Source organism: Mesorhizobium sp. WSM4820, from assembly GCF_055811075.1.
In genome coordinates, this window is record NZ_JBVVQN010000006.1 from 304,144 (window position 1) to 311,203 (window position 7,060).

Annotated in this window: 10 protein-coding genes; 2 read left to right on the forward strand and 8 right to left on the reverse strand. The window is 58.8% G+C overall.

Translation table 11 applies throughout. The features are described from left to right. Positions 1-93 precede the first annotated feature (93 nt). Positions 94-807 (forward strand): SOS response-associated peptidase, encoded by a 714-nt coding sequence (locus tag AC0L2R_RS13080; protein WP_473509343.1) that lies wholly within the window; start codon positions 94-96, stop codon positions 805-807. Here the strand turns inward: AC0L2R_RS13080 and AC0L2R_RS13085 are convergent. Together AC0L2R_RS13085 and AC0L2R_RS13090 are read right to left on the reverse strand one after the other, a co-directional pair. Beyond that, positions 804-1,064, reverse strand: a complete 261-nt coding sequence (locus AC0L2R_RS13085) for a hypothetical protein (protein ID WP_023803860.1) — start codon at positions 1,062-1,064, stop codon at positions 804-806. The two genes, AC0L2R_RS13080 and AC0L2R_RS13085, sit on opposite strands and share 4 nt — an antisense overlap. Positions 1,065-1,067: 3 nt before the next feature. Then, positions 1,068-1,328: a hypothetical protein gene (locus tag AC0L2R_RS13090; RefSeq protein WP_287223933.1), complete on the reverse strand. Its 261-nt coding sequence runs from the start codon at positions 1,326-1,328 to the stop codon at positions 1,068-1,070. A gap of 135 nt (positions 1,329-1,463) precedes the next feature. Here AC0L2R_RS13090 and AC0L2R_RS13095 point away from each other — a divergent pair, with 135 nt between their 5' ends. Beyond that, positions 1,464-1,643, forward strand: coding sequence for a hypothetical protein (locus tag AC0L2R_RS13095; protein ID WP_473509345.1), 180 nt, complete (start codon positions 1,464-1,466; stop codon positions 1,641-1,643). Positions 1,644-2,044: 401 nt separating this feature from the next. Here the strand turns inward: AC0L2R_RS13095 and AC0L2R_RS13100 are convergent, their stop codons facing one another. From AC0L2R_RS13100 to AC0L2R_RS13125, 6 genes are all read right to left on the reverse strand, one after another. After that, on the reverse strand, positions 2,045-3,127 hold the full coding sequence (locus AC0L2R_RS13100; protein WP_473509346.1) for a sensor histidine kinase: 1,083 nt from the start codon (positions 3,125-3,127) through the stop codon (positions 2,045-2,047). A 221-nt stretch (positions 3,128-3,348) separates the two neighbouring features. Then, positions 3,349-3,804: a DUF983 domain-containing protein gene (locus AC0L2R_RS13105; protein WP_473509348.1), complete on the reverse strand. Its 456-nt coding sequence runs from the start codon at positions 3,802-3,804 to the stop codon at positions 3,349-3,351. A gap of 77 nt (positions 3,805-3,881) precedes the next feature. Continuing rightward, complete coding sequence (locus tag AC0L2R_RS13110) at positions 3,882-4,088, reverse strand: hypothetical protein (RefSeq protein ID WP_473509350.1); 207 nt, start codon at positions 4,086-4,088, stop codon at positions 3,882-3,884. Between the two features lie 29 nt (positions 4,089-4,117). Continuing rightward, positions 4,118-4,582, reverse strand: coding sequence for a nuclear transport factor 2 family protein (locus tag AC0L2R_RS13115; protein WP_473509352.1), 465 nt, complete (start codon positions 4,580-4,582; stop codon positions 4,118-4,120). Between the two features lie 179 nt (positions 4,583-4,761). Continuing rightward, positions 4,762-5,730 carry an MBL fold metallo-hydrolase gene (locus AC0L2R_RS13120; RefSeq protein WP_473509372.1) on the reverse strand — a complete coding sequence of 323 codons (969 nt, stop codon included), beginning with the start codon at positions 5,728-5,730 and terminating at the stop codon, positions 4,762-4,764. Between the two features lie 275 nt (positions 5,731-6,005). Then, positions 6,006-6,755: an SDR family NAD(P)-dependent oxidoreductase gene (locus AC0L2R_RS13125; RefSeq protein WP_473509353.1), complete on the reverse strand. Its 750-nt coding sequence runs from the start codon at positions 6,753-6,755 to the stop codon at positions 6,006-6,008. Positions 6,756-7,060: the final 305 nt, after the last annotated feature.

Genomic DNA, 7,060 nt, shown 5'->3' on the forward strand with positions numbered 1-7,060 from the left:
TGGTGGTGGGGTAGCGTGTCAGCAGCCAGCCGGACAGCGCTGGAAATTACCTGCCCTTTCCCACAAGATGCCTGAACATCCCTGGGGCTCGACATGTGCAACCTCTACAACATCACCACCAGCCAGGAAGCGATCCGCCAGTGGACCCGCGTCTTGCGCGATAGCCTCGGCAATCTCGAGCCCTCCATCGACATCTACCCCAACCAGCCCGGCCCGGTGGTGCGCAACGCGCCTGACGGGACGCGCGAGCTGGCCAACCTGCTGTGGGGCATGCCGACGCCGATCGAACGCGTGAAGGGCAAGGCCGACTACGGCACCACCAACATCCGCAACCCGCAATATGGCCACTGGCAGCAATATCTCGGCGTCGAGAACCGCTGCGTGGTGCCGCTCACCAGTTTTGCCGAACCGAGCCCAACGCCGGGCGACAAGGATCCGGATACCGGTATCCAGAAAAACTACTGGTTCGCGCTGAACGAGGCGCGGCCGCTGTTCTTCTTCGCCGGGCTGTGGACACGCTGGCAAGGCGTGCGCAAGATCAAGGACGGCCCCGGCGAGTTCGAGCTCTACGGTTTTCTGACCACCAGGCCAAACGCCCTGATCGCGCCGATCCACGAGAAGGCGATGCCCGTGATCCTGACCACGCAGGAGGAAACCGAGACCTGGCTGACCGCGCCGTGGTCGCAGGCCAGGCACCTGCAGCGCACGGCACCCGACGACGCGCTGGTGATCGTCGACAAGCCGGCGACGCAGATAAAATTTCCGCCGCAAGCGCCACAGGCGCCGGTACAGGGTTCGCTGTTCTAAAGCTTGAATTTTTGCAGGACCCAGATGTAGCCTTTTGGCGGATGGTCCTGGTCGACGAACTGGGTCTTCACCGTCGTGTCCGTTCGGTTGCACCGCTTGCATCTGAATCGGATGGTCTCCAGCGGCTTGTTCCAGCCCACCACCTTGGCCACGTCGTTGGCCCGAAAACGCCCGACATGGTAGCAGTGGCCGCACTCGACGATCAGCAGCATGTTGGCCTTCGCGGCACGTCCAACGCTGTCCATCGGCCCGGCCATGGCTCAATTCCGAGTCAAATAATCCTCGGGAAGCGGAAGCAGGCCAAGATCCGGCATCCGGAAATCGGGCTCCTTTTCCGCGACGCTGGCCATCACCTCATGCAATTTTTCGACAAGCCCGCAAAGCTGCCAAAACAGCTCGCCATGCGCCTTCAGATGCAGTTGCGACGAAAGCACCGTCCTGCGCAGGCTGAGAGCGTCGCTGATGATCGCCTCCGCATGCCTCGCCGACAGCCTGTCGAACCGGCTTTTTCGTCTGCCCATCGCGGCTCTCCCCAGTTTGTGAGCAACCGCCCCACCTCTGTCAAATAGGAAGGCATTCCTCGCCAAGTCAATTCACACTTGACATTTTTGTTCCCGTTTTGTTCAATTTGGACAGAAACGGTTTGAGGCATCGCCATGGACCACATGGTGACGCTGGACAGCCGCCAGGAGGCTGTCCTTCAGGCAATCGCCGATAACTTCATCGCACAGCACAAGGGCGACGCGGTGAAGGCACTCAAGGAAATGATCGTGCTGAACGGGCATCTGCAGGAGCGGCTTGACGCCGTGGAGGGACGGCGCCGGGCGACGCGGTAAGCGCTTAGAGATGACGGTAGCAGGACGCGTGTTCAATCGTGCCGTTCGAAGGTCGGCTTAGCGCCTATCTTGGTCATTCGAAGCAATTTCGCTGTTACTCGAAAGCGGACATCGGCAGCGCGAAGCTATCGGTCCTGGTTGCGCACTTTCGGACCTTCGAGCCCGCCCAGTTAAAGGTGCAGTTCTCGATCCCGAAGCGGTCCTTGGATCGGGAGGCGGGGCCACATCACCATTCGTTCGTGCAGTCGACCTCAGTCGCAGATCTCTCAGAGGCTCTGGCGGTGCGTCTCGCTTTCCCTACAACTCCAGGGCGGGCGGCCCCGATGATAAATCCATAGATCCTACCGCGGGCGGTTTATGCCAGTAATGGCGATTCCGGTCGAGCCGGCTATATGATCTATTCAGCCGGCGATCGCAGCCGACCGATTGAAGATGATGGTCACCTTGGTTCCTTCACCGACGGCCGAGGTGACGTCGAACTGCGCCTTGGCATTTTCGGTCAGCGACCGCGCGATGAGGGCTCCGAGTTTACCGGGTGCGGGCCATGTCACACCCTCAGGCAGACCGATACCGTCGTCAGCGACCACGACCCGGCAACCATTGCCGTCAACTATGCTCCGCAGCGTGATTATCCCTCCCTCCCGACCTCTGAAGGCATGCTTCAGCGCGTTTGTGAGAAGCTCGTTCACAACCAGTCCTGTCGGCATGGCGACATTTATCGAAACCGGATAGGTGTCGACCTTCATGTCGAGGCGGATACCCTCCACCGCGTGAGAGGTCATCACGGCGGAGGCTATCTGGCTCAGATAGACGCCCAAATCGATCTCGTTCTTGTCATCCTCACCAGACAGCGCTTGATACAGGATCGCGAGTGCGTCAACGCGCCCAGCCAGCCGCTCAAATCGCGTCTTGTCTGGCTCGACTGCGTTTCGAGTTTCCATTCGGATGAGCGCAGTGATCATTTGCAGGTTGTTCTTGACCCTGTGCTGCAGCTCGCGGAGGAGCGTATCTTTCTCCCGGATCCGCTCCTCAATGGACAGTTTGTCCGCCTCGCTATGGGCAGACACATCCACCAGGGCGACAAGCCGAAAGCAGAGCTTGCCATCGTCGTCCTCGATGACATTCGAATAGGCGTCTACGATCGCTGAACCTGAGCCTTTGCGCTCGAGGCGGAAGGTTCCAATGAAGTCCGTTTGTGTGACAATCGCTTCATCGATCCGCTGATCGAAGGGCGCTTTCACCGCACTCCCCGAAAGCCCGTTCCAATTCTCCTGCTCAAGGCGAGCGGCGGCAAGCCCGGAAAGCTTCTCGAATTCTGGATTGGCGTAGACCACCGTCTCGCGATCCCTCAGATCCGATACCGCAATTGCGATAGGAACTTGGTCGAGGAACTTCTTGAACTGTTCACTTTCGAGCGCAGTCGCAAGTTCGGGAGTGTCGAACAATTGTTCGACAGGCTCGTGCCTATTATCGTCGGATGTCATCCGTTGAGCCCGTCCTTTTCGCCGTGTAGCAATAGCCGTACCCGTGAAGTTAGTTATACGCCTGACATCTGATCAAGGCTACAACACCCCGGCTGTGGGTTTGGCGTTGAATGCATTTGATCGTTTCATGATTGTTGGTGAAACCGCGAACGGTATCGTCAACGATGACGCGCGTGCTCCTAGGTCCGGATGAGCCCACTCGGCTGGTATCGAACGCATCTTTATGAGTCGTCGCCAGAGGTCGGTACGGCAGCAGGTGTGATTTCCTCGCCGTCGCCGGACGAAGCGTGCCGAGGCCTCACGTAATCGCGGTCGATCTTGCCTTCCTCAGCCTTATAGAAATACTGGCTCGCGATGAGCCAACCTTTGAGAGGCCGAAGCGGGGGGATGCAAGTGATGAGCATGAAGGGCAGCGTGGTCAGCAGATGGACCCAGTACGGTGTGTCAAAAGCGACCTGCTGCCATACGCCAAGAAGAACGCTCGGCACACATGCAAAGCAGATTACGAAGAACGCGGGACCATCAGCGGGATCTGCAAACGAGAAGTCGAGATCGCACACTTCGCATTTAGGCTTAAGCGTCAGGAACCCGTTGAAAAGATGCCCTTTCCCACAACGGGGGCACAAACCGCGTACACCAGTGAGATCCGGTTTAAGTGGAGGCCATTCGTCAGTCATAATTGGTCCTCAAGATTGCCGATTGAACGAGCATGGGCGTCGGCCTGAATCGTGCTCAATCTCCAGTGATTGTCCCTTCACGCGTTTGCCTGGAAAGACTGGCCAGAACCACTTCCCCGTTGGATGTTCCACGCGCCGTTGGCGAGCAGGGATCTCTTTGACGTCGCGCGCCGAGCCTTCGCTTCTTCCTCCTGCTGCCGGACAAAAATGCGATCATCGCGTCCGGCGGTAAGCGCGAGCTCGATCGACAGCCGTGCCTTCGCATCGAGCTTGAAGCCTGCCACGGCGGTGACCTCCTTGATCCGGGTCTCGCTTAAAAGCCGAAGTCGCTCAACCCTGGGTGATCGTCCGGTCGGCGGCCCAGCGGCCAACGGAACTTGCGACCCGCTTCCGCGATCGGATGCTCGTTGATGCTGGCATGGCGCGCGCGCATTAGCCCGTCTTCGGCGAACTCCCAATTCTCGTTGCCATAGGCACGAAACCACTGACCGCTGTCGTCGTGGTATTCATAGGCATAGCGAACGGCAATGCGGTTACACTGAAAGGCCCAAAGCTCCTTGATCAGGCGATAATCGAGCTCGCGGTTCCATTTGCGCGTCAGGAAGGCCTCAGCCTCGGCACGGTTGGTTGCGAATTCGGCGCGATTGCGCCAGCGCGTGTCGACTGTATAGGCAAGCGCCACTTTGGCGGCATCGCGGCTGTTCCAGCCATCTTCGGCAAGGCGGACCTTCTCGATGGCGGACTGTTCATTGAAAGGGGGAAGCGGCGGACGGGACATTGGTAAGTTCCTTGTTTGTGTAGCGCTGAAAGGATGGGAGGGTGGTCGCAGGAAACGAGACGGGAACTGCGCAGCACTGCAGCACTTCGCCTTCGCCGCCGTCGGCTCCTTGAGGTGGGTTCACCGCACCTTTGGTGAGTTTGTTGCGGAATGATGTGCTGCAAAGCAGGCGGTCGGGCTCATTCCTGAAAAGCCCACTCGGCTGGTATCCAACGCATCTTTCCGCCGTCGGTCACGATCCGTCCCAATCCTGGGAAAGGCATGTGGGTGGCTGCGACGAGGGCTTTTTCCTCGGCCGCACGCGGAAAAAATCGTTCGCGCATGATCTGCGCGGCCGGTCGGTCCTGCTCGAACAGGAAGCCGACCTCCGGATTCGATGGATGGACAACCGGGAAGAGCATGTCCGAAACCATCAGCAGACTTTGTCCGCCATCCTCGATGCGGACTCCGATGTGCCCGGGCGTGTGGCCGGTCAGGTCGATGATCGAAACGCCCGGTGTGATCTGACGTTCGCCATCCATTGCCTGCAGGTTTGGATAGAGGCGGACCAGTTCCAAAGATGCATCGAAGCTGGGTTTCAGGAACTCCGGAGCTGAAATTCTCTTCGCGGGATCAGTCCAGTACGCGACGTCACGCCGATCGACGTACACGTCAGAATTCGGGAAGTTCCGGCTTCCACCGGCCACCAGGCCGCCGAGGTGATCGACGTGCATATGCGTGACGATGACCGCCCCAATATCTTCTCTCGTGATTCCCATTGTTTCGAGCGCACCGGGGAGCTGTCCCGTTTTGCCCATCGCGCCGGCGGGGCCGGTGTCGATCAGGATCAGGCGCTCGCCGTCATCGAGGAGATACTGGTTAAACACGAAGCGGATGCCTCCGGGCTTGGCCGCCGATATCGCCTGCGCTCCTTCTTCAACTTGTTCGGGCGTGCTCCCAGGGAAATAACCGAAGGGCATATCGGCAAACCCGTCCACCAGCGCGGTTACGGTGAAGCGGCCGATCCTGATTTGTGCTGAGGGGACGAGCGCTTTGGGATCGGCAGTCCGCGCTTTCGCGATATTCACGCTGGCGGCCAAAGCGGAGCCTAGTGCAACTGGGACCGCGGGGATTGCGAAGGCAAAGGCTCTGCGCGAAAGATTTGTCATGGGTTTCTCCTGCTGAACGAAAGTTCTCTTCGGCACTGGGTATCGGGGTTGATTTTGGCGTGCGGGCGCATCATCCCGGCGCTTACGCTCTACAGGCGCGCTGGCCAGATAGACTTTCACCGGCGCGTCGTCGGTGGCCACCCATAGATGCCCAATTACTATTGGTTTTTTGAGCAGAAGATCTGGCTGCTCGCAGCACAACGTCGGGCTTTCGGTCATGTCATCAACCTTGTGTCGTACCAGTTAAAATAAAGCCGGGCCCGCATCTCGGACGCTCATACTTGCGCCATACCGCCGTCGACAAAGAATTCGACGCCATTTACAAAGCTGCTTTCTTCCGACGCCAAGAAAAGCGCCGCTGCTGCGATTTCGTCCGGACGTCCCATGCGTCCCAGAGGAGTCTGGGCGATTAAAAACTCCGTCATCTGACGACCTTGTTCGAGATCAGGCGTTAAGCCGTGCAAACCCGGCGTCGAAGTCGCGCCCGGCGACAGGACATTCACCCGGATCCCGGAACCTTTCAGATCGAGAATCCAGCTCCGGGCGAAGCTGCGAATCGCTGCTTTGCTCGCGCCGTAGACGCTGAAAGCAGGGGATCCGTGGCTTCCAGTAGTGGAACCGGTTAAAATGATCGAGCCACCGCCCTGCATCAGCGGCAATGCCTTCTGGACGGTAAACAGCGTGCCTTTAACGTTGACGCCGAAGGTTGTGTCGAAATGGGTCTCGGTAATCTCGCCCAGCGGCATGAACTCGCCAAGCCCGGCATTTGCGAAGAGGATGTCGATGCGGCCATTCTTGGCCGTGACGGTTTCATACAGTCGGTCGAGGTCCTGAGCACTGGAAACATCGCTGCGAACGCCAGTGACGTTGTCACCTAACGACGCGACGGCTTTATCCAGCTCGGGCTGGCGCCGTCCCGTTATGAACACGTACGCGCCCTCCTCCATAAAGCGCTTTGCACTTGCCAGGCCGATACCGCTACTTCCGCCGGTAACGAGAGCGATTTTTCCGTCTAATTTTCCCATGATCGGTTCCAGTGCGCATGGCTGCAGAGGCAGCGGTTTAAAGTTTTGACTGAAAAGCTGCAGTGATTCTCAGCCGGCTGGTTCATACGCCCGCGTAAGCGAGCCTGGTGAAGAAGGGGGGATCAATGATGAACTGTCTCGGCGCCAGCCAACTTCCCGCCTCGGCGAAAACAGCCGAGGCTAGGCAGCACAGGCAGAAGCCGCGGCGAGACAAATTGATTGTATGCTCATTGGGCATCGTGCTCTCCTACGCCATGTAGTGTCAGGCTAGAGGGCCTCGCCGGGAGCCTCACCCTTTGATGAAA